The organism is Achromobacter sp. LC458, from assembly GCF_001005835.2.
In the GTDB taxonomy this organism is placed as follows: Bacteria; Pseudomonadota; Gammaproteobacteria; order Burkholderiales; family Burkholderiaceae_B; genus Achromobacter; species Achromobacter spanius_B.
This window is the reverse complement of record NZ_LBHW02000006.1, coordinates 207,748-226,444: the sequence shown is the minus strand read 5'-3', so window position 1 is coordinate 226,444 and position 18,697 is coordinate 207,748. Positions and strand designations below refer to the sequence as shown.

Here is an 18,697-nt window from a genome sequence, read left to right as displayed (position 1 = left end):
GACGTCAGTTCCTGAGTTTGTAGCCGCTGGCCAGAAGCCGCAGCGCGTAAAGCGAGAGCGCCAGGAATACCCCCGTCACCACCGCCAGGCTGCGCCAGGGCGAGACGTCCGACACCGAGAAGAATCCGTAGCGGAAGCCGTCGATGGCGTAAAAGATGGGGTTCCAGTGGGACACGGCCTGCCAGAAGGGCGGCAAGGTGTGGATCGAATAGAACACGCCGGACAGGAACGTCGCGGGCATGATCAGAAAGTTCTGGAAGGCCGCCAGCTGGTCGAATTTTTCAGACCACAGGCCCGCGACCACGCCCAGCACGGCCATGATGCCGCAGGACAGCACCGCGAAGACCAGCAGCCACAGCGGGTTGGCCGGCACCAGCGACACAAAGCACAGCGCGACGAACCACACGCATACGCCCACGCTCAGGCCGCGCACCACGGCCGCCAGCACGAACGCGCCAAAGATGTCACGGTGCGACAGCGGCGGCAGCAGCATGAACACCAGGTTGCCCGTGATGCGGCTTTGAATCAGCGACGAGGATGGGTTGGCGAACGCGTTCTGCAGCATGCTCATCATCATCAGGCCGGGGATCAGGAACGCGGTGTACGGCACGGTGCCATACACCATCAGGCGCCCTTCCAGCACGTGCGCGAAGACCAGCAGGTACAGCAGCGCCGTGATCACGGGCGCGGCAATGGTCTGGAAACCCACCTTCCAGAAGCGCAGCAATTCCTTGCGCAGCAGGGTCGGAAAGCCGGAGCCCGCGTCCAGGCGGGGCTGCACCAGCGGTTGGCCGGCGGTCGCGTTGGGCTGCGTCATGACGAGATCTCTTCGGGTTGCAGGGCGGGCGCGGCGGGTTCATCGCCCTGGTGCATGATGCGCACGAACGCGTCTTCCAGGTCGACGCCGCCCACGCGCGCCATCAGCGCTTGCGTCGTGTCCAGCGCCACGATGCGGCCGCGCTTGAGCATGGCGATGCGGCCGCACAGGGCTTCCGCTTCTTCCAGGTAATGCGTGGTCAGCATGATGGTGTGGCCGGCCTTGTTCAGGCGCGAGATGAATTCCCACAGCGTGCGGCGCAGGTCGACATCAACGCCGGCGGTGGGCTCGTCCAGCACGATGACGGGCGGCCTGTGCACCAGCGCCTGCGCCACCAGCACGCGGCGCTTCATGCCGCCCGACAGCGCGCGCATGTTGTTGTCGGCCTTGTCGGACAGGCCCAGGTTGAACAGGATTTCGTCGATCCAGTCGTCGTTGTTGCGCAGGCCGAAGTAGCCGGACTGGATGCGCAATGTTTCACGCACTGTGAAGAAGGGGTCGTAGACCAGCTCTTGCGGCACCACGCCCAGCGACCGCCGCGCCGACTTGTAGTCGGCAACGACGTCGTATCCACAGACGCTGGCGCGCCCCGACGTGGCATGCGCCAGGCCGGCAAGAATGGAAATCAACGAGGTCTTGCCCGCGCCGTTCGGCCCGAGCAGGCCGAAGAACTCGCCATGCTCGATATTCAGGCTGACATTGTCCAGCGCTTGAAAGCCGGGGGCGGGCTTGCGCCCAAGCAGCTTCTGCCAGCCGCGCACACGCGGCAAGTAGATCTTGGAGACGTTTTCTAGACTGACGGCTGACATAACGGCGGGGGGTGCCCGAAAAGAGCGAATTGATCATTATATAAGCGCGCCGTGACGGCAAGCGCCTATGGCCCCGGAGGGCCTGGGGGGATGGCGGTTTTATCCGTCCCCGAAATAATCGGCCCGGCGGGCCACAAGGGCGCGCCGGGCCGAAGACAGCCGAAACCCGAAATTACTGGTTGCGCTGGTTCAAGGCCTGGATCAGGCCGTCGATGCCGTTCTGGTTGATCTGCTGCGCAAACTGGTTGCGGTAGTTTTCGATCAGCCAGATGCCTTCGACGTTCATGTCGTAGATCTTCCAGCCTTGCGGCGTCTTTTCCAGACGGTAATCCACGCCGGTGGGCTGGCCGTTGGACTGGCTGATCAGCGTGCGCACGACCACGTCGTCGGCCTTGGGGTCGCCACGGAACGGCAGCGCCTTGACCGACGTGCTGGGCGTGACGCGGGTCAGCGCGCCGCTGTAGGTGCGCACCAGCGTGCCACGGAAGGCCTCGGCCAGCGCTTTCTTTTGCTGGTCGGTTGCCTGGCGCCAGAAGCGGCCGGCGGCCAGACGCGTGGTCTTCTGAAAGTTCACGTAGGGCAGGATGTGCTGGTTGACCACTTCGTTGATTCGGGTCGTGTTGCCGGCCTTGACCGCGCCGTCAGCCTTCAGGACATCCAGCGCTTCGTTGGCGGTGGCCAGGACGAATTGGTCCGGCGCGCCGTTGGGATCAGGCTTGGCCTGCGCAGCGCCGGCCACGGCAAGGCCCAGAAGGCCCGCGAAGGCCAACCGTTGCATCAGGGAAAGAAAAGCAAATCGCATCAAAACTCCTTACGGTACCGATGAACGCAAGCCTAAAGCTTACTTGGTGGCGGGCACGGGTGCCGGGGCAGCCTTGCCGGCGGCAGGGGCATCGCCCTCGTCGTCTTCGTAGTTGGGCAGCGAACCTTCGTCGTCAACGCGGTGGCCCATCACCATGGCGTTGCGGCGTTGCAGGTAGGCGTCGCGGATGAAGCTGTACGGGTCCAGGGCCACGCGGTCGATCGTGTCGGTGGCGTTCAAGAGGCTGGCGCGCGTGTCAACCAGGCGCAGGCCCCACAGGGAATTGCGCAGGCGCACGTTGTCGATGGAATCGATGCCCATGTAGCCGTAGGTGGTGCCGGCAAAGTCGCCGGCCAGGCCCACGCCGTCACGCACGGTCGACGAACCGAAGATCGGCAGCACCAGGTACGGGCCCTGGCCAAAGCCCCACACGCCCAGCGTCGTGCCGAAGTCGTTCGGGATCTTGCGTGCGCCGTTGGCCGAGGCAACGTCAAAGCAGCCGCCCACGCCCATGGTGGTGTTGAACAGGAAGCGGCCCAGCGTGTTCACGAAGTCGTGGCCACGGCCTTGCAGGAAGCTGTTCGTGCCGGACCACAGGTCCGTCATGTTGCTGAAGATGTTGTGCACGCAGCTGCGCACGGGCTGCGGCGTGACATAGGTATACGCCTGGGCGACCGGCTTGAATACCGCGCGGTCCACCGTGTCATTGAACTTGTACACGCCCCGGTTGAAGCCTTCCCACGGATCGCGCGGGTCCGGGTTCTGCGGCGCGGCGCAGCCGGCCATCAGGACACCCGCCGCCGCGATGGTGGCAATTCGGGAAAATGCGTTCTTGTTCATGATCAGGAGACCCTATCAACGATTCTTATGTTATTGCGATGTCGAGGCGCGACGCCGTTACAGCGTCTTTCGCATCGTCTTTAATTTGGCGCTTTCGCGGCGGGCTCGGACGACGAGGCGCCCTGCTTTTCAGCGGAGCCGTACAGGAACTGGCTGATCAGCTGCTCCAGCACAACCGCGCTCTGTGTATAGCGGATTTTTCCGCCGTCGGTAAAGTTCTCTTCTTCGCTGCCGGCCGTCAGACCCAGGTACTGCTCGCCCAGCAAGCCGGACGTCAGGATCGAGGCCGAGGAATCCTTCGGGAATTGGTATTCCTTTTCCAGATTCACCGACACGACCGCCTGGAAGGTCTTGTCGTCGAAGGTGATGCTGGACACGCGGCCCACCACAACGCCGGCGCTTTTGACGGCCGCGCGCGGTTTCAGGCCGCCTACGTTATCGAAATTGGCCGAAAGCGTATAGGTGGGGGCGAAGGAAAAGGTGCTTAGGTTGCCGGCTCGCAACGCCAGGAACGCCAGAGCGACCGCGCCCAGCAGTACGAACAGGCCTACCCAGAAGTCGGTTTTTTCGCGTGACATGATCAATCCGTTTCAATTTCCAAACATCAAGGCGGTGAGCAGGAAGTCCAGCCCAAGTACCGCCAGGGAACCCACGACCACCGTGCGCGTGGTGGCCCGCGCCACGCCTTCCGGCGTGGGCTTGGCCTGCCAGCCTTCGTAAAGCGCGACCAGCGTGACCGTGATGCCGAACACTACGCTCTTGACGACACCGTTGGCCACGTCGTTCCAGACGTCGACACCGTTTTGCATCTGCGACCAGAAGGCGCCCGCATCCACGCCGATCATTACGACGCCGACGACCCAGCCGCCCAGGATGCCCACCATGGAGAACACGGCGGCCAGGATGGGCATGGCGATGATGCCGCCCCACAGGCGCGGCACCAGCACGCGGCGAATGGGGTCCACGGCCATGACTTCCATGGCCGAGAGCTGTTCGCCCGCTTTCATCAGGCCGATCTCGGCCGTCAGCGATGTGCCCGCCCGGCCCGCGAACAGCAGCGCGGTGACGACCGGGCCCAATTCGCGCACCAGCGATAGCGCCACCAGCAGGCCAAGGGCCTCTTCCGAGCCGTAGCGGTTCAGCGTGTAATAGCCTTGCAGGCCCAGCACAAAGCCCACGAACATGCCGGATACGGCGATGATCAGCAGCGAATAGTTGCCGATGAAGTGCACTTGCTGGGACACCAGGCGCGGCCGCGAAAACACAATGCCGCTGCGTGCCAGCATGCCGCCGAAAAAGCGGGTGAAAAAGCCGATGCCGGAAATCTGTTTGCGCACCCAGCCCCCCAGCGCGCCAACCATGTTGTTGGAACCGCTCATGCTTTGCGCCCTTTCTGTGCGGACAGCCACTTCTGGAAAGCCGGCGTGTCGGGATACTGGAACGCGACCGGGCCGTCGGGTTCGCCTTTCAGGAATTGCTGCACGTAAGGGTCTTGCGACGCCGACAACGATTCCGGCGTGCCGGCAGCGGCCAGCTTGCCCTGGCCCACCAGATACACCTGGTCGGCGATGGAAAAGGATTCCTGGACGTCGTGCGTGATCAGCACCGAGGCGCAACCGAGCCGGTCGGCCAGATGGCGGATCAGGCGGGCGGTGATGCCCAGCGAGATCGGGTCCAGGCCCGCGAAGGGCTCGTCGTACAGGATCAGTTCGGGTTCCAGCACGACGGCACGGGCCAACGCCACACGGCGGGCCATGCCGCCGGAAATTTCAGCTACCTTCAGATGCGCGGCGGCCCGCAAGCCCACGGCGTCCAACTTGTCCAGCACCCGGTCGGTGACTTCGGCTTCGGACAGCCGGGTGTGTTCGCGCAGCGGAAACGCCACGTTTTCGAACACGTTCAAATCGGTGAACAACGCGCCTTGCTGGAACAGCACGCCCATGCGCTTGCGCAGGGACTGCAACTGCGCCGGGGTGACCTGGCCCAGGTCCTGGCCAAACGCCTCGACCCGCCCTTGCTGGGCCAGCAACTGGCCGGTGGCCGCGCGCAATAGCGTGGTCTTGCCCGAGCCCGAGCCGCCCATGATGGCGACCACTTCGCCTGCGCGCACTTCCATGGAGATATCGCGCAGGACGGTGAAATCACCGTAGCCAAGCGCTACACCGTCCAGGCGCAGGGCGAATTCCGGGGTGCTGCTTGATTGAGCGGGCATGGGCAACGAAAGAGTGTTTCGGTGGCGGAGCTAGCCCTGCTGGCTTGTCGGCGCGCGGGGCGGATAACCGGGCTGCGCGGGCAAGACAGGATGCGGCAGGAAGCGCCCGGTTACTCAGGTGCCGGGGCAAAACAGGCGATGGGCCCCAGCGGCGAGGCGCCATTGTAGCTCGACGCTTTGCAATGACAACGCAAGGGCCCGCCCGTGGAACAGTGTTTTCGGTGGCAGGGACAATCCGGTCGTGTTTGAGGCAAGCGGGCGGCGCTATTGGGCTGGGCCGGGGCGCATACCGCACATAAGTCGGCCCGGGCGCCGCAGCCCCCCGGCCGTCCCAACCGCTCCAGCCGCCCAAAGCCGCTCCATGCCGCCTTAGGCTGCCCCAAGCCGACCCAAGCCGCCCAAGGCCGCCCCAGCTGCCCAAGCCGCTTCAGGGCCGCATCAGGGCCACATCAGTTGCGATGTCGGACGGCAGCCAGTTCGCGCGCCAGCCGGCCCACCAGATCGGCAGTGCTTTCGCGCCGGGCCAGCGGCGCGGCCTGTCCTGCCCACAGCGACAGCACTTCCGTATTGCCGGCCTTGCCGCCTTCGGTGCGCATAGGGCGCGTCAAGGCGTTTTGCAGGGGGTACGGCAGGATGTCGGCGGCAATGGCGTCGGCGTCCCGCATGAACGCGTTGGCAATGCCGCGAGCCGGGCGGCCGGAAAACGCCCGCGTCACCCGCGATTGCTCCGAACGCGATCCGGGCAGGACGGCTTTGTAGGCTTCGCTGATGCCCGATTCGTCCGTCGTCAGGAAGGCCGTCCCCATTTGTGCCGCGTCGGCACCCAGGGCCAGCGCGGCCGCGATGCCACGCCCGTCCATGATGCCGCCGGAGGCAATCACCGGGATGGATACCGCATCCGCAATCTGCGGCACCAGCGCCATCGTGCCGATCAGCGACTGCTCGAAATCGTCCAGGAATGTGCCGCGATGGCCGCCTGCCTCGGCCCCCTGGGCCACCACCGCGTCCACGCCGTCCTGCTCCAGCGCCACCGCTTCACGCACCGTGGTCGCCGTACCGACCGTCAGGATGCCCAGCTCGCGGCAACGCGCCAGAACATCGCCGGCGATGCGGCCGAACGTGAAGCTGAACACGGCCGGGCGCAGCCGCAGGATGGCGTCGATCTGCTCGGGCAGCGGGTCCGCCTGGGCGGCCGGCGCGGCCGGGGCCGGCAGGCCCAGCTTGGCGTGGTAACGGGCCATCAACGCCAGCATGCGGTCGGCGTCACCCTGCATGGGCTGCGCCGGCACGCTGGCGAACAGGTTGATGGCGAACGGGCGGTCCGTGCGGGCGCGAATGCCCTGCACGGCGGTTTCGATCTGCGCGGGCGTCATGTAGGCCGCCCCAAGCGACCCCAGAACGCCCGCCTTGGACGCTTCGGACACCAGTTCCACCGTCGTCGCCCCGCCCGCCATGGGCGCCTGGATGACGGGGTGGTCCAGCTTCAGCAGGTCTAGCAATCGGGCGGCCATGGAGTGACTCCTTCAGGTTATTGAAGCTGGATGTTTCCAGCCTTGATGACGTGGGCCCACTTGTCGGTTTCGCTCTTGATGAAAGCCGCGAATTCCTCGGGCGTGCCGCCGCCGGCCTGGCTGCCGGTGTCGGCAATGGCCTTTTGCACATCCGGTTCTTTCAGGATGCGGTTGAACTCGGCGTTCAGCTTGGCAATGATCGGCGCCGGCGTGCCGGCCGGGGCGACGATGCCCTGCCAGTTGTAGGACTCGAAGCCGGTGAGGCCGGACTCGGCCATCGTCGGCACGTCGGGCAGCACGGCCAGGCGCTTGGCGGACGTGACGGCGATGGGGTGGATCTTGGCGCCCTGGATGGCCGGCAACGCGGAATAGCCCATTTCAAACATCATCGAAATGTGGCCGCCCATCAAATCGGTGGCGGCCAGGCTGCCGCCCTTGTACGGCACGTGCACGATGTCGATCTTGGCCTGTTCGCGGAACATTTCACCGGACAGGTGGTGCGCCCCGCCCACGCCCGACGAGCCAAACGACAGCTTGCCCGGCTGCTTCTTGGCCAGCGCGATAAGGTCCGCCAGCGTCTTGACCGGCAATTCGTTGTTCACGCTCAACACCAGCGGGCTGTTCTCGATCAGCACGATCGGGGCCAGATCCTTCTGCGGGTTGTAGGGCATTTCCTTCATCAGCGACGGGTTCACCGCCATCGGGGCCAGGTTGCCCGTGCCGATGGTGTAGCCGTCGGGGGCGGCCTTCGCAATCAGGTTGGTGCCGACCACGCCGCCCGCGCCCGCCTTGTTTTCCACCACGATGGGTTGGCCCAGCGATTCGCCCAGCTTGCGCGCCAGCAGGCGCACGCGGGTATCGGCAAAGCCGCCCGGCGCGTAAGGCACGATCATGGTGATGGGCTTGGCGGGCCAGTCGGCGGTCTGGGCTTGCGCGGCGCCGCTGAAGGCGGCAACGGCCGCCAGGGCGGCGATCAGGGGGCGCAGTGATTTCATGCGGGTGACTCCTCTTTCTTGTCTCTAATGTGTACAGCCCTGCGGGCCGATCGCATTATGCCCAGCGCCTTTGTCTTCTGTCGTGATTTTTCCCAAGCGCCACGCGGACACGGCCAGCAGCGCGGCCCCGCCGCCCAGCACCTGCGGCAGGCCGGCGCCCCAGTGGCCGGCCCACGATGCCAACAGCGGCCCCAGGATCTGCCCGGCGGCGAAAGCGGCGGTCATGATGGCGGCGGCGCGCGGGGCGGCGGCGCCGGCCATGCGCCGGGCCGTCAGCATGCCTGCCTGCGTAATCACCATGAACGTGCCGCCCACCAGCAGCGCCGCAACGATCACGGCGGCGATGTGGTGCCACAGCGCGGCGGCCAGCATGCCGGCCGCCATCAGCGCCTGTGCAACCTGCCAGACGCGCTTTTCATCGCGGGCCCGTGCCAGCCGCGGCACCAGCAGGCATGACACGGCAGCGGCCAGGCCGAACAGCGGCCAGGCCCAACCGAACACGGCGGGGTTGGCGATGACCTGCTTGGCCATGGCGGGTAGAAAGGTGGCGGGGATGATGTAGCCGATGCCAAAAACGCCGTAATGCAATGCTAGCCGGGCGGTGACGCGGGGCACACGCGCCGGTGGGCCGGCGTGCGCCGTCGACGACGGCACATGCGATGGCCGCTTCAAACCGGGCCAGGCGATGGCGGACAAGGCCAGCGTCAACCCGCCCAGCGCCAGCCAGGTGCCGTCCGCCCGCACGCCCCAGGCCATCAGCGCCAGGCACGCCAAGCCGGTCAGCGCGATACCGGCGCCCACGCCCGCATACGTCAGTGCCGACGCGGCGGGCTCCCGCGGATCGCCCGGCGCCACCGTCCGGCCCGCCGCGACGCAGATGAATGCGCTGGCGCTGGCATAGCCGGCGGCCAGGCGCAGCGCACACCAGACCATGACGTCATGCGTCAACGGCATGGCCAGTGTCAACAGCGCCACGGCGAGCAGGCTGATGGCAAGCTGCACGCGTGCGTGGCCTGCGTGACGCATGGGCCAGACCACGGCGGCCAGCGCGCCCAGCAGGTAGCCGGCGTAGTTGGCCGAGGCGATCCAACTGCCCTGCGCCAGCGACAAACCGCCTTCCTCGGCCATCAGCGGCCAGACCGGGGTAAACGCAAAGCGGCCGATGCCCATGGCGGCAGCCAGGGCCAGGGCGGCCGGCCACGCCAGAGTGGCCGCGCTGCGCGTATCGGCAGCGGCAGCGGCATCGGAAACGGAAGGGTAAGCAGGCGTTGACATGGGCCTACTCTACGGCTGTACTTATATCTTTAATAGTGAATTATTAAGAACATAGGTTCTTGAAATGAGAAACTTGGATCTCGATGCGTTGCAGATTTTTAAAGCCGTGGCCGACCAGGGCGGCGTCGCGCGCGCGGCCCAGCACCTGAACCGGGTGCAGTCCAATGTGTCCACGCGCCTGAAGCAGCTGGAGGCGTCATTGAACGCTCCGCTGTTTCGCCGCCAGAACCGCCGGCTGGTGCTGTCGGACCAGGGCCGCGTGCTGCTGTCCTACGCCGACCGGCTGCTGCGTTTGTCCGACGAGGCGCAGGCGGCAGTGCCCGACGGCGCGCCGCAGGGCGTGCTGCGCATCGGCACCATGGAAAGCACGGCGGCCGCGCGCCTGCCGCCGATCCTGGCGGCCTATCACGCGGCATGGCCGCAAGTGGGCATTGAACTGGTCACCGGCACGTCGGGCGCATTGGCCGCGCAGGTGCGCAATTACGAAATCGAAGCGGCGTTTGTTGCCCAGCCGTTTCCGGCAGAGGGTCTGGCCGCCATGGACGCTTTTCAGGAAAGCCTGGCATTGATCTCGCCCCTGGCATGGGGGCCGATCAGCAGCCCGCGCGATCTTGGCGACCGCACGGTGATCGCGTTCGCGGCGGGGTGTTCGTACCGCCGCATCCTGGAATCGTGGCTGAACCACGAAGGCGTGGCGCCGGGCAGGGTGATGGAGTTTGCGTCGTATCACGCCATCGTGGCGTGTGTGGCGGCGGGCTCGGGTGTGGCCATCGTGCCGCGCTCGGTGTTGGCAGTGCTGGGGGCCGAGCATTCCGTCCATGTCGGCGCACTGACCGGCCCATCCGCTACCGCCCTGACGCAGTTGGTCTGGCGCGCGGACGACGATACGCCCGCGTTGCAGGCCTTGCGCCTGCAATTGCAGACGCCGGGCCGCCAAACAGCCGCTGCTTAGAAGCGGTAGCCCACGCCCAGCGTCGCCACCCACGGGTCGATGCGCGCGGTGCCGATGTGCTGGCCGTCCAGCTTCACCTTCGACTTGATATCGATGTAGCGGATGTCGGCGTTCATGAACCAGCGTTCGTTGATCTTGAAGTCCGCGCCCAGTTGCGCGGCCACGCCCCACGAATCGCCCATCTTCAGGTCGGAACCCTTCAGCGCGCCTTCGGCCTGGGTGTCGAAGAAGTGCGTGTAGTTGAGGCCCACGCCGATGTACGGCTGGATCATGCTGTCGGGCAGGATGTGCCATTGCAGGCTCAGGGTCGGAGGCAGCTGCTTGCTGGCCCCGATCTTGCCCAAACCGCTGCCGCTGACGTCATGCTGGAACGGCCACGCGCCCAGCAGTTCGATGCCGATGTTGCGCGTCACCATGTAGCCCAGCGTGAAGCTCGGGCGTACGTTGTTGTTCGCGTCCAGCTTGACGCTGCCGTCCAGCACCGTGCCGTTGTTGGAAGCGGGGCGCACCTGCGTCACGCCCACTCGGAACAGCACGTCGCCCGCTTCATGCGCCTGCGCCGGGGCAGCCAGTGAGCCGGCGGCGATAAGTGCGGCAATGGCGGTGGCGCGGATACGCCCGTTCAGCGAAAACATTTTTCTTCTCCGATCTTTCCGTAAGGTGAGGCCACAGGTTCTCAGACCCGGCGCAAGGCCAGATTGATGTGTGTCAAACCGTTAAAAGATGCGGAATGCGACGTGGTGGCGCGGCAACAGCGGGGGGACTGATGCGGTCTCGTTCGCCGCCTTCAATGACATTCCCTGCCTTCAATGACATTCGCCGCCTTGGCGCTGGGGCGCGCAGGCGGCGAATGGGGTCTTGCGTAGGTGTTGCGTGGGTCTTGCGTTGCTGGAAGATCAGCGCGGCAGTTCGGTGCTGCCCATCAGGAATTCATCGACCGAGCGCGCGCACTGGCGGCCTTCGCGGATGGCCCAGACCACCAGCGATTGGCCTCGGCGCATGTCGCCCGCGGCAAAAACCTTTTCGACGTTGGTGCGGTAGTCGTCGGTGTTGGCACGCACGTTGCCGCGCGCATCGCGATCCACGCCGAACGCATCCAGCACGGTCTGCACCGGTGATACGAAGCCCATGGCCAGCAGCACCAAGTCAGCCTTGATCTCGAATTCCGATCCTTCGACTTCGCGCATCTTCATCTGGCCGGTGGCTTCGTCCTTGAACCACTCGACGCGCGCGCCGACCAGCTTTTCGACCTTGCCGTTGCTGCCCTTGAGCAGCTTGGTGGTCACGGACCAATCGCGCTCGCAGCCTTCTTCGTGCGAGGACGACGTGCGCATCTTCAGCGGCCAGTACGGCCAGGTCATCGTCTTGTTCTCGGACTCGGGCGGTTGCGGCATCAATTCAAATTGCGTGACCGAGGCCGCGCCATGGCGGTTGCTGGTGCCCACGCAATCCGAACCCGTATCGCCGCCGCCAATCACCACCACGTGCTTGCCCTTGGCCAGCGTCTGGTTCGTCAGGCGGTCACCCGCCACGGCCTTGTTCTGCTGGCGCAGGAAGTCCATGGCGAAATACACGCCCGACAGCTCGCGGCCGGGAACCGGCAGATCGCGCGGCGTTTCCGAACCGCCCGTCATGACGATGGCGTCGAACTCCGCCTTCAGCGATTCCGGCGTGCGCACCGTCAGGCCATCGGCCACGGGGTCTTTCGGATTGCCGATGTAGGTGGACGGCGCGAACTCCACGCCCTCCGCTTCCATTTGCGAAATGCGGCGATCGATCTGATGCTTTTCCAGCTTGAAGTCGGGGATGCCGTAACGCAGCAGCCCGCCGATGCGGTCGCTCTTTTCGAACAGCGTCACCGAGTGGCCGGCGCGCGCCAACTGCTGCGCGCACGCCATGCCGGCGGGGCCGGAGCCCACCACGGCAACCTTCTTGCCGGTCTTGCGTGCCGGCACCAGCGGCGCAACCCAGCCCTCGGACCAACCCTTGTCGATGATGGCGTGCTCGATGGACTTGATGCCCACGGCGTCGCTGTTGATGTTCAAGGTACAGGCGGCTTCACACGGGGCCGGGCAGATGCGGCCCGTGAATTCCGGGAAGTTGTTGGTGGAGTGCAGGACGTCCAGCGCGCGGCGCCAGTCCTGCTTGTACACCAGGTCATTCCAGTCGGGGATGATGTTGTTGACCGGGCAGCCGTTGTTGCAGAACGGGATGCCGCAATCCATGCAGCGCGCCGCTTGCTGCTTGGCTTGGTCGTCGGTCAGGTGCAGCACGAATTCGCGCCAGTTCTTCAGCCGCTTCTGCGGGGCCTCGGCGGCCTCCTGCAAGCGCTGAAATTCCATAAAGCCAGTAATCTTTCCCATGGTATCCCTCACGCAGCCAGTTGTTGCTGGTTGGCTGCACGCCACATTTCACCCAATGCGCGACGGTAGTCCGTCGGCATGACCTTTACGAATTTGCCGCGCGAGGCTTCCCAGTCGCCCAGGATCTCGCGGGCGCGGTAGCTGCCGGTGTAGCGGAAGTGGTCTTCCACCAGGCGGCGCAGGATGGTTTCATCCGTCTCGCGTTCGCCACCGCGCTGCGCGCTGTGCCAGATGTCGATGTTGTTCAGCGCTTGCTGTTCCGCATGCGGCGCCACCCCTTCCAGTTCGACCATCGACAGGTTGACGCGATGCTTGAGCGTGCGCTCGGGGTCCCACACATAGGCCACGCCGCCCGACATGCCGGCCGCGAAGTTACGGCCCGTGGCGCCCAGCACCACGACCGTGCCGCCCGTCATGTATTCGCAGCCGTGGTCGCCCGTGCCTTCGACAACCGTCGCCGCGCCCGAGTTACGCACCGCGAAACGTTCGCCGGCCACGCCGTTAAAGAACGCCTCGCCCGCCAACGCGCCGTACAGCACGGTGTTGCCAGCGATGATGTGGTCGGGGCCGAAGCCGCGGAAGTCGTTGGGCGAGCGCACGATGATGCGGCCGCCCGACAAGCCCTTGCCGACGTAGTCGTTGCCTTCGCCCACCAGGTCCATCGTGATGCCGTGCGCCAGGAACGCGCCGAAGCTTTGGCCGGCGGTGCCGTTGCACTGGATGTGGATGGTGTCGTCCGGCAGGCCGTCGTGGCCGTAGCGCGAGGCCACGGCGCCCGACAGCATGGCGCCGATCGTGCGGTTGCGGTTGCGCACCGGCACGATGAACGACACCTTTTCGCCGCGTTCCAGCGCGGGGCGGCTGCGGTCGATCAGCTGGTGATCCAGCGCGCCGGCCAGGCCGTGGTCCTGCTCTTCGGTCTGGCGCACGTCGGCGTCCGATTGCGTTTGATGGAACACGCGGGCGAAGTCCAGCCCTTGCGCCTTCCAGTGCTCAACGCCCGATCGCATGTCCAGCAGATCGGCGCGGCCGATCAGGTCGTCGAACTTGCGGATGCCCAGCTGCGCCATGATTTCGCGCACTTCTTCGGCGATGAAGAAGAAGAAGTTGACGACGTGTTCCGGCTTGCCCTGGAATTTCTTGCGCAGGACCGGGTCTTGCGTGGCCACGCCCACCGGGCAGGTGTTCAGGTGGCACTTGCGCATCATGATGCAGCCTTCGACAACCAGCGGCGCCGTGGCGAAACCGAATTCGTCAGCGCCCAGCAGCGCGCCGATGACGACGTCGCGGCCGGTCTTCATCTGGCCGTCGGCCTGCACGCGGATGCGGCTGCGCAGGCGGTTCAGCACCAGCGTTTGCTGCGTTTCGGCCAGGCCCAGTTCCCAGGGCGTGCCCACGTGCTTGATGGACGACACCGGGGACGCGCCCGTGCCGCCGTCGTGGCCGGCGATCACAACGTGATCGGCCTTGGCCTTGGCGACACCCGCGGCCACCGTGCCCACGCCCACTTCGGACACCAGCTTGACCGACACCGAAGCCTTGGAATTGACGTTCTTCAGGTCGTGGATCAGCTGAGCCAGGTCTTCAATGGAATAGATGTCGTGGTGCGGCGGGGGCGAAATCAGGCCCACGCCCGGCACGGAATAGCGCAGCTTGGCGATGTATTCCGACACCTTGTGGCCGGGCAGCTGGCCGCCTTCGCCGGGCTTGGCGCCCTGCGCCATCTTGATCTGGATCTGGTCGGCGGACGACAGGTATTCGGCGGTCACGCCAAAACGGCCCGAGGCCACCTGCTTGATCTTCGAACGCAGCGAATCGCCCTTCTTCAAGACGACGTCGGCTTCGATGCGGTCCGAGCCCAGCAGCGAGGCCAGCGTGTCGCCGTCCTTGATGGTGCTCTTGCCTTCGCGCATTTCGGCGCGGTAACGCAGTTCGTCTTCGCCGCCTTCGCCGGTGTTGGACTTGCCGCCAATACGGTTCATGGCCACGGCCAGCACCGAGTGCGCCTCGGTCGAGATCGAGCCCAGCGACATGGCGCCGGTGGCAAAGCGCTTGACGATGTCCTTGGCGGGTTCGACGTCATCCAGCGGGATGGCGCGCGACGGATCGAAGCGGAATTCGAACAGGCCGCGCAGGGTCATGTGGCGACGGCTTTGGTCGTTGATGATCTGCGCGTATTCCTTGTAGGTGCGGTAGTTGTTGGCGCGCGAGGCGTGCTGCAACTTGGCGATGGAATCCGGCGTCCACATGTGCTCTTCGCCGCGCACGCGGTAGGCGTATTCGCCGCCGGCTTCCAGGTCGTTGGCCAGCACCGGGTCGGTGCTGAACGCCGCGCGGTGCTGGCGCAGCGCTTCTTCGGCCACCTGGAAGATGCCGATGCCTTCGATGTTGGACGAGGTGCCGGTGAAGTACTTGTTCACCAGGTTGCTTTGCAGGCCCACGGCTTCGAAGATCTGCGCGCCGGTGTAGGACATGTAGGTCGAGATGCCCATCTTGGACATGACCTTGTTCAAGCCCTTGCCGATTGCCTTGATGAAGTTCTTCACGGCCTTTTCGGGGTCATTCATCTTGCCCAGCGATTCCAGCGCCAGGTAGGGGTGAATGGCTTCGGCGCCGTAGCCGCCCAGCAGCGCGAAGTGGTGCACTTCACGCGCGGAACCGGTTTCCACGACCAGGCCGGTGTTGGTACGCAGGCCGGCGCGGATCAGGTGCTGGTGCACGGCCGACGTTGCCAGCAGCGCGGGGATGGCCACGCGTTCGCTGTCGACCAGGCGGTCCGACACGATCAGGATGTTGTAGCCGCTTTGTACGGCATCGACGGCGCGCGCGCACAGCGCGGCCACGCGGGCTTCAATGCCCTCGGGGCCCCAGGCGGCGGGGTACGTGATGTCCAGTTCGAAGCTGCGGAATTTCTTGCCCGTGACCTGCTCGATGTCGCGGATTTGCGCCATGGCGGCAAAGTCCAGCACCGGCTGGGACACTTCCAGGCGCAGCGGCGGGTTGACGTTGTTGATGTCCAGCAGGTTGGGCTTGGGGCCGATGAACGACACCAGCGACATCACCAGCTGTTCGCGGATGGGGTCGATGGGCGGGTTCGTGACCTGTGCGAACAACTGGCGGAAATAGTTGTAGAACGGCTTGGCGCGGTCGGACAGCACGGCCAGCGGGGCGTCGTTGCCCATCGAGCCGATGACTTCCTCACCGGTGGACGCCATGGGTTCCAGGATGAACTTGTAGTCTTCCTGGGTCCAGCCGAATGCCTGCTGGCGATCCAGCAACGACACCGGCGACTGCGTGGCGACGGCGGCCTGGCGCGGGGCCGGCAGCGATTCCAGCTTGATCTGCAGGCGCTCGATCCATTGGCGGTACGGGCGGCTGTTGGCCAGTTGCAGCTTGATCTCGGCGTCGTCGATGATGCGGCCTTGTTCCAGGTCGATCAGGAACATCTTGCCCGGTTGCAGGCGCCACTTCTTGACGATGCGGTTCTCGGGGATCGACAGCGTGCCGGCTTCGGACGCCAGGATGACCATGTCGTCATCGGTGACCAGGTAGCGGGCGGGACGCAGACCATTGCGATCCAGCGTGGCGCCGATCTGGCGGCCGTCGGTGAACGCAACGGCGGCGGGGCCGTCCCACGGCTCCATCATGGCGGCGTGGTATTCGTAGAACGCGCGACGGGACTCGTCCATCTGCGTGTGCTGTTCCCAGGCTTCCGGGATCATCATCATCATGGCGTGCGCCAGGGAATAGCCGGAGTTGACCAGCAGTTCCAGGCAGTTGTCGAACGTGGCGGTGTCCGACTGGCCTTCATAGACGATGGGGTACAGCTTTTTCAGGTCGTCGCCCAGCACGGCCGACTGCATCATGCCTTCGCGGGCGCGCAGCCAGTTGAAGTTGCCCTTGACCGTGTTGATTTCGCCGTTGTGCGCAATCATGCGGTACGGGTGGGCCAGCGGCCAGGCGGGGAACGTGTTGGTCGAGAAGCGCTGGTGCACCAGCGCCAGGGCGGACACCGTGCGGGTGTCGGCCAGGTCGCGGTAATAACGGCCCACCTGGTCGGCCAGCAGCAGGCCCTTGTAGACCACGGTGCGCACCGACGCGGACGGCACGAAGTATTCCTTGCCGTGGGCCAGATGCATGTTCTGGATGGCGTGGCTGGCCGTCTTGCGGATCACGTACAGCTTGCGTTCCAGCGCGTCGGGCACCATCACGTCGGCGCCACGGCCGATGAACAGTTGGCGGATGACCGGCTCGCAGTCGCGCACCGTGGGCGACATGGGCATGTCGACATCCACCGGCACATTGCGCCAGCCCAGCACGACTTGGCCTTCAGCGCGCACCGAGCGTTCAAGCTCTTGTTCGCAAGCCAGGCGCGAGGCGGTTTCCTTGGGCAGGAACACCATGGCCACGCCGTATTCGCCCGGGGGCGGCAGGATGATGCCTTGCTGGCTCAGTTCGTCGCGATAGAGCGTGTCGGGAATCTGGATCAGAATGCCCGCGCCGTCGCCCATCAGCTTGTCGGCGCCGACAGCGCCGCGGTGGTCCAGGTTTTCAAGGATCTTCAGACCTTGCTGGATGATCGCGTGGCTTTTCTTGCCTTTGATGTGCGCAACGAATCCGACGCCACAGGCGTCATGCTCGTTCTTGGGGTGGTACAGGCCCTGGGCAGCCGGAAAACCAATGCGCGAAGCATCGATCGGGGTGGCCTTGGGCGTGGAACAGGATTCGTTGGGGGTAATTTGGGGCATGGCGCGCTCCGCAGTGGGCCTGCGTCGTAATGTTGCAGTGCAGGAGTCGGACAATACCCCCGGCAAGAGTAGGGTGCAACAGAAACATACGGGGTGCGACCCTATTTATATCGATGCTCCATCATAGGGCGCAAATACGGGGACATAACAACATCCGCGCCGTTATTGGCTAGCCAGGGGCAGGTGTAGAGGAAGCGTTTGGCGCATGCACCGGAACTGGGCAAAATTCCGCCTTGCGTCCCCGTTTAATAGCGGACGGGCAAGCGGGACAGTCGCGGCACGAAACCAAGCGCAAAACGCGGTCGCGCGTGTCGCAAAAAATGCACAAAGGGCGAGCCCGGGCGCAACTGAAACCCAAAGAAAAACCCGCCGATTGCGGCGGGTTCGTTTATCAGGAAGAACTTTGCCCAGTACCGGGCGGCGGGGGCGGGGGCGGCGTATCCGACTCCGTCGTTGTCGCGGGTTTCTTGCGCGGCCGACCGCGCTGGCCCGGGGCCACTCGCCGGCTGGCGGTATGCGCCAGGCTGGCGATGAAGCTGGGGCCACCCAATGCCCATTGGCCGGAGACGGCCTGGTCGATGCGCTGCGATTCTTCGCGCGACAGGCCGTCTTGCAAGCGTTTGCGGTAATTGGCCTGGCGGTCGAACGGCGTGTTGCCGCAAGCCCAGTAGTCGGCGTGATCCGATTGCCACTGCGCCGGCGCGGCATTGGTGTTGCCCGTATGGCTGGACGCGGACGACCAGGGCCAGGAATCCGGATCTTGCGATGCCCCGCTGCGCACGGGATACGTTTCCAGCCAGACCAGCGCCGGCAGCACCCACGCGCCCGGTTCAAGCAGCGCGGACCGGTAGCGCCCCGCGAAGACCCGGCCGCCACGCAGGCGCGCCGCCAGGTTGCGGCCCAGCGTCTGCATCAAGCGGGGCAGCCCTTCTTCGTCAGCAGGGGTGGCCAGCAGCAGGATGCGGTCATTGGCCAGCAACCAGCCGTGGACCGATACCCGATGGCGTTGAGCAGATTCGCCGAGCCAGGTGGCCAGTTGGTTCAGGATATCGGCCGGGGCGGGTTGAGACGGCGCCGCCAACGGCGAAATGAAATTGGCCTGCACCAGTTGGGGCAGCCCAGGGGCGTACAGACGGGGCAGACGGGCCATAGTGTCAGGGCTTGCGTATCTGGAAGAACGGGTTGTCTTCGCTCACGGTATATAAATAGTGCCACGGTGGGCGCTGGTCAAGTCCCGTGATCACAATATGGGCACGGATTCGGGTTTTTTTGTCGTCCGGCCTGTATGCACAGCAGGTTAACATTCGGCGACGGAACGTCGTACCGTGGATATACCCTAACCCGTCGACGAATTTTTCATCCCCCGACCGGAG

Annotated in this window: 15 protein-coding genes; 1 reads left to right on the top strand and 14 read right to left on the bottom strand. The window is 65.3% G+C overall.

Annotated features, from left to right (window positions below; all coding sequences use genetic code 11):
* Nucleotides 1-4 precede the first annotated feature (4 nt).
* From YH64_RS07760 to YH64_RS07715, 10 genes are all read right to left on the bottom strand, one after another.
* The gene (locus YH64_RS07760) at nucleotides 5-817 is read right to left on the bottom strand and encodes an ABC transporter permease (RefSeq protein ID WP_046805271.1); all 813 of its coding nucleotides are present in this window, start codon (nucleotides 815-817) and stop codon (nucleotides 5-7) included.
* On the bottom strand, nucleotides 814-1,626 hold the full coding sequence (locus tag YH64_RS07755) for an ABC transporter ATP-binding protein (RefSeq protein ID WP_046805272.1): 813 nt from the start codon (nucleotides 1,624-1,626) through the stop codon (nucleotides 814-816). The genes YH64_RS07760 and YH64_RS07755 overlap by 4 nt, the downstream gene beginning before the upstream one ends.
* 172 nt (nucleotides 1,627-1,798) lie before the next feature.
* Nucleotides 1,799-2,428 (bottom strand): phospholipid-binding protein MlaC, encoded by a 630-nt coding sequence (locus YH64_RS07750; protein ID WP_046805273.1) that lies wholly within the window; start codon nucleotides 2,426-2,428, stop codon nucleotides 1,799-1,801.
* Nucleotides 2,429-2,467: 39 nt separating this feature from the next.
* Complete coding sequence (locus tag YH64_RS07745) at nucleotides 2,468-3,268, bottom strand: VacJ family lipoprotein (protein ID WP_046805274.1); 801 nt, start codon at nucleotides 3,266-3,268, stop codon at nucleotides 2,468-2,470.
* A gap of 80 nt (nucleotides 3,269-3,348) precedes the next feature.
* Entirely contained in the window at nucleotides 3,349-3,846 is a 498-nt protein-coding gene (gene mlaD, locus YH64_RS07740; RefSeq protein WP_046805343.1) for an outer membrane lipid asymmetry maintenance protein MlaD, read from the bottom strand.
* Nucleotides 3,847-3,858: 12 nt separating this feature from the next.
* Nucleotides 3,859-4,647, bottom strand: coding sequence for a lipid asymmetry maintenance ABC transporter permease subunit MlaE (gene mlaE, locus YH64_RS07735; protein WP_046805275.1), 789 nt, complete (start codon nucleotides 4,645-4,647; stop codon nucleotides 3,859-3,861).
* Nucleotides 4,644-5,480, bottom strand: coding sequence for an ABC transporter ATP-binding protein (locus tag YH64_RS07730; RefSeq protein ID WP_046805276.1), 837 nt, complete (start codon nucleotides 5,478-5,480; stop codon nucleotides 4,644-4,646). The genes mlaE and YH64_RS07730 overlap by 4 nt, the downstream gene beginning before the upstream one ends.
* 449 nt (nucleotides 5,481-5,929) lie before the next feature.
* Nucleotides 5,930-6,991, bottom strand: a complete 1,062-nt coding sequence (locus YH64_RS07725; RefSeq protein ID WP_046805277.1) for a nitronate monooxygenase family protein — start codon at nucleotides 6,989-6,991, stop codon at nucleotides 5,930-5,932.
* A 17-nt stretch (nucleotides 6,992-7,008) separates the two neighbouring features.
* Entirely contained in the window at nucleotides 7,009-7,986 is a 978-nt protein-coding gene (locus YH64_RS07720; protein ID WP_046805278.1) for a tripartite tricarboxylate transporter substrate binding protein, read from the bottom strand.
* Nucleotides 7,987-8,010: 24 nt separating this feature from the next.
* On the bottom strand, nucleotides 8,011-9,261 hold the full coding sequence (locus YH64_RS07715; protein WP_046805279.1) for a YbfB/YjiJ family MFS transporter: 1,251 nt from the start codon (nucleotides 9,259-9,261) through the stop codon (nucleotides 8,011-8,013).
* Nucleotides 9,262-9,325: 64 nt separating this feature from the next.
* Here YH64_RS07715 and YH64_RS07710 point away from each other — a divergent pair, with 64 nt between their 5' ends.
* Nucleotides 9,326-10,213 carry a LysR family transcriptional regulator gene (locus tag YH64_RS07710; RefSeq protein ID WP_046805280.1) on the top strand — a complete coding sequence of 296 codons (888 nt, stop codon included), beginning with the start codon at nucleotides 9,326-9,328 and terminating at the stop codon, nucleotides 10,211-10,213.
* Here YH64_RS07710 and YH64_RS07705 read toward each other — a convergent pair.
* The 4 genes from YH64_RS07705 to YH64_RS07690 form a co-directional block, all read right to left on the bottom strand.
* Nucleotides 10,210-10,848, bottom strand: coding sequence for an OmpW family protein (locus YH64_RS07705; protein WP_046805281.1), 639 nt, complete (start codon nucleotides 10,846-10,848; stop codon nucleotides 10,210-10,212). The genes YH64_RS07710 and YH64_RS07705 overlap by 4 nt on opposite strands.
* Before the next feature lie 261 nt (nucleotides 10,849-11,109).
* Nucleotides 11,110-12,576: a glutamate synthase subunit beta gene (locus YH64_RS07700; RefSeq protein WP_046805282.1), complete on the bottom strand. Its 1,467-nt coding sequence runs from the start codon at nucleotides 12,574-12,576 to the stop codon at nucleotides 11,110-11,112.
* A gap of 8 nt (nucleotides 12,577-12,584) precedes the next feature.
* Nucleotides 12,585-17,324 carry a glutamate synthase-related protein gene (locus tag YH64_RS07695; protein WP_046805283.1) on the bottom strand — a complete coding sequence of 1,580 codons (4,740 nt, stop codon included), beginning with the start codon at nucleotides 17,322-17,324 and terminating at the stop codon, nucleotides 12,585-12,587.
* Nucleotides 17,325-17,715: 391 nt separating this feature from the next.
* Nucleotides 17,716-18,474: a hypothetical protein gene (locus YH64_RS07690; RefSeq protein ID WP_104144712.1), complete on the bottom strand. Its 759-nt coding sequence runs from the start codon at nucleotides 18,472-18,474 to the stop codon at nucleotides 17,716-17,718.
* Nucleotides 18,475-18,697 lie beyond the last annotated feature (223 nt).

Bases quoted from the DNA above. Each gene is read 5' to 3' on its own strand.
- YH64_RS07760 (WP_046805271.1), bottom strand. From the start codon at position 817: ATGACGCAGCCCAACGCGACCGCCGGCCAACCGCTGGTGCAGCCCCGC.
- YH64_RS07755 (WP_046805272.1), bottom strand. From the start codon at position 1,626: ATGTCAGCCGTCAGTCTAGAAAACGTCTCCAAGATCTACTTGCCGCGT.
- YH64_RS07750 (WP_046805273.1), bottom strand. From the start codon at position 2,428: ATGCGATTTGCTTTTCTTTCCCTGATGCAACGGTTGGCCTTCGCGGGC.
- YH64_RS07745 (WP_046805274.1), bottom strand. From the start codon at position 3,268: ATGAACAAGAACGCATTTTCCCGAATTGCCACCATCGCGGCGGCGGGT.
- mlaD (WP_046805343.1), bottom strand. From the start codon at position 3,846: ATGTCACGCGAAAAAACCGACTTCTGGGTAGGCCTGTTCGTACTGCTG.
- mlaE (WP_046805275.1), bottom strand. From the start codon at position 4,647: ATGAGCGGTTCCAACAACATGGTTGGCGCGCTGGGGGGCTGGGTGCGC.
- YH64_RS07730 (WP_046805276.1), bottom strand. From the start codon at position 5,480: ATGCCCGCTCAATCAAGCAGCACCCCGGAATTCGCCCTGCGCCTGGAC.
- YH64_RS07725 (WP_046805277.1), bottom strand. From the start codon at position 6,991: ATGGCCGCCCGATTGCTAGACCTGCTGAAGCTGGACCACCCCGTCATC.
- YH64_RS07720 (WP_046805278.1), bottom strand. From the start codon at position 7,986: ATGAAATCACTGCGCCCCCTGATCGCCGCCCTGGCGGCCGTTGCCGCC.
- YH64_RS07715 (WP_046805279.1), bottom strand. From the start codon at position 9,261: ATGTCAACGCCTGCTTACCCTTCCGTTTCCGATGCCGCTGCCGCTGCC.
- YH64_RS07710 (WP_046805280.1), top strand. From the start codon at position 9,326: ATGAGAAACTTGGATCTCGATGCGTTGCAGATTTTTAAAGCCGTGGCC.
- YH64_RS07705 (WP_046805281.1), bottom strand. From the start codon at position 10,848: ATGTTTTCGCTGAACGGGCGTATCCGCGCCACCGCCATTGCCGCACTT.
- YH64_RS07700 (WP_046805282.1), bottom strand. From the start codon at position 12,576: ATGGGAAAGATTACTGGCTTTATGGAATTTCAGCGCTTGCAGGAGGCC.
- YH64_RS07695 (WP_046805283.1), bottom strand. From the start codon at position 17,324: ATGCCCCAAATTACCCCCAACGAATCCTGTTCCACGCCCAAGGCCACC.
- YH64_RS07690 (WP_104144712.1), bottom strand. From the start codon at position 18,474: ATGGCCCGTCTGCCCCGTCTGTACGCCCCTGGGCTGCCCCAACTGGTG.